Source organism: Brevundimonas sp., from assembly GCF_030656255.1.
Classification (GTDB): Bacteria; Pseudomonadota; Alphaproteobacteria; order Caulobacterales; family Caulobacteraceae; genus Brevundimonas.
In genome coordinates this window covers 1-2,835 of the sequence record NZ_JAUSOE010000044.1, presented here as the reverse complement: position 1 = coordinate 2,835, position 2,835 = coordinate 1, and the positions used below count along the sequence as shown (strand labels likewise).

The following is a 2,835-nucleotide window of genomic DNA, read 5'->3' as shown; positions in this document are numbered from 1 at the left end:
GCTGGGCGATATAGACGTGGCCGCGCGTGATCAGTTCGGGCATCTGCCGATAGAAGAAGGTCAGCAGCAGGGTGCGGATTTGGGCGCCGTCGACGTCGGCGTCCGCCATCAGGATGATCTTGTGATAGCGCAGCTTGTCGGCGTTGAAGTCGTCGCGGCCGATGCCGGTGCCCAGGGCCAGGATCAGGGTGCCGATCAGTTCCGACGACAGCATCCGGTCGAACCGCGCGCGCTCAACATTCAGGATCTTGCCGCGCAGGGGCAGGACGGCCTGGTTCTCGCGGTTGCGCGCCTGCTTGGCCGAACCGCCGGCGGAATCGCCCTCGACGATGAACAGTTCGGACTTGGCGGGGTCGCGTTCCTGGCAGTCGGCCAGCTTGCCGGGCAGGGAGCTGATTTCCAGCGCCGACTTGCGGCGGGTCAGGTCGCGGGCCTTGCGGGCGGCTTCACGGGCGGAGGCGGCCTCAATGATCTTGGCGACCACCTGTTTGGCCTCGACCGGGTGTTCCTCGAACCATTGCGACAGGCCCTCGGAGCACAGGCCCTCGACGGCCGGGCGCACCTCGGACGACACCAGCTTGTCCTTGGTCTGCGACGAGAATTTCGGATCGGGCACCTTGACGGACAGGACGCAGGTCAGGCCCTCGCGGGCGTCCTCGCCGGTGACCGAGACCTTCTCCTTCTTGCCGGCGCCCGAGCTCTCGATATAGCCGCCCATTATGCGGGTCAGGCTGGCGCGGAAGGCCGACAGGTGGGTGCCGCCATCCCGCTGGGGGATGTTGTTGGTGAAGCACAACATGGTCTCGTGGTAGGAGTCGTTCCACCACAGGGCGAGATCGATCTCGATCCCTTCTTTCTTGCCGCGAATGACGATGACGTCCTTCAGGATCGGCGTCTTGGACTTGTCGAGGTGGCGCACGAAGGCTTCGACGCCGCCCTCATAGTGCAGCAGGATCTCGACCGGCTCGGCGCCGCGATGGTCCGACAGCTTGATGACCACGCCCGAGTTCAAGAAGGCCAGCTCACGCAGCCGGTGTTCCAGCGTCTTCAGGTCGAAGTCGATGTGGCTGAAGGTCGTGACCGACGGATAGAAGGTGACTTCGGTGCCGCTCAGCGGCTTGCCGGTGTCCTCGCGGATCGGGGCGTCGCCGGTGATCTCCAGCGACTTGACCGTGTCGCCGCGCTCGAACCGCATCTGGTGCGCCTTGCCGTCGCGATAGATCTTCAACTCCAGCCAGTCGGACAGGGCGTTGACGACGGACACGCCCACGCCGTGCAGGCCGCCCGAGACCTTGTAGGAGTTCTGATCGAACTTACCGCCGGCGTGCAGCTGGGTCATGATGACCTCGGCCGCCGAGACGCCTTCGCCTTCGTGGATTCCGGTTGGAATGCCGCGGCCGTTGTCGGTCACGGTCACCGATCCGTCGGTGTTCAGGATGACCTGGACCAGGTCGGCGTGGCCGGCCAGAGCCTCGTCGATGGCGTTGTCCACCACCTCATAGACCATGTGGTGCAGGCCGGACCCGTCGTCCGTATCGCCGATATACATGCCAGGGCGTTTGCGTACCGCGTCCAGGCCTTTGAGAACCTTGATGGAATCAGCGCCGTATTCGGGCATGTCGGCAATCGGATCGGTCATGAAATCTTCGGCTCGGAGTCCCGGGGGGGGACGGGGAACGCGAGCGGCCCGGAGGCCGTGCTCGAATCGACGCGGGACAGCCCGCGCCGAAGCCGACAACATATAGGAATTTAGGGCGGAAAAGCTAGTTTTCCGCGTCGGCGGAGCGGCCTGTGCGGGCCGCTCCGCACGCAGCCTTCTAAAGGCCGAACTTCTTGCTGAATCGAACGCCGAATTTCCGGGGCGGAAGCACATTGGTGAAGAAGTTACGCGCATAGACCGGATCGCCGTTCTCGTCGGCCAGCACCTGGTTCGACAGCGGGGTCGAACGGGCGCCGGTCTCCGCATATTCGTCCCAGACGTTGTCGACATAGGCCGTCACCGACCAGTCCGCGCCAGCCTGGCTGAGCCTGACCGAGGCGTTGTGGATCTGATAGGCGGGCAGGGTTACGCCCCCGCCGCGTCCGCCGGTGCGGGTCAGGACATCGCCGGAGAAGGTCGCGCCATAGGCGAAGTCCAGGTCCAGGCCGTTGGCCATGGGCCATGTATATTCGCCGTACAGGCTGGCCTGATATTCGGGCGAACCGGGCAGGCGGTCGCCCTCTTGGCCGTCCACATAGACGGTGCCGAAGCCGGGCGGTTCGATCGTGGTGATCAGTCGTTCGGCCAGATCGGTAAGCTCGGCCTGGGCGTAGGAATAGCTGCCGCGCAGGCTGAAGGCTTCGGTCACCTGAGCGTTGAAACTGACCTCGAAGCCTTTGGATTCGGCCCCCTTGCCATTCTTGGTGATCGGCGACAGGCCCACCAGAGTGGCGCTGGACACCTGCGGGTCCTTCCAGTCGATATAGAACAGGGCGCCGTTCAAGGTCAGTCGGTCGTCGAATATCTGGCTCTTTAGCCCGATCTCGTAGTTGCGGGTCTTTTCGGAAGAGAAGCCCATCTCGTCCGGTTGGGCGCAGACGTTTTGCTGATCGTCAGGATCTGTGGTGCAGAGCGTCAGGTTGTTGGAGCCGCCTGCTCGGAAGCCGTCGCTAATCGTGCCGTACAGCAGCACGTCCGGCGTCAGTTCGTAGGAGGTGTTCAACTTGTAAAGCCAGCCGTCTTCGTCCTCGCTGCTGGACTCGTAGTCGAGGACGATGGAGTCCGGATCACGACCGTTGAAGACGCTTTCCAGCAAGGGCAGATCGGTCGCGCTGTTGGTGTCCAGCTTGTAGGTG

The 2,835-nt window shown here is 63.7% G+C and carries 2 protein-coding genes; both read right to left on the bottom strand.

Annotation, left to right across the window (positions count from 1 at the left end):
- Positions 1-1,639: DNA gyrase subunit B (locus tag Q7J26_RS04830; RefSeq protein WP_304935370.1), on the bottom strand; the 1,639-nt coding region annotated here is incomplete at its 3' end.
- Positions 1,640-1,817: 178 nt separating this feature from the next.
- A partial coding sequence (locus Q7J26_RS04825; RefSeq protein WP_304935369.1) for a TonB-dependent receptor domain-containing protein occupies positions 1,818-2,835 on the bottom strand: 1,018 nt, incomplete at its 5' end.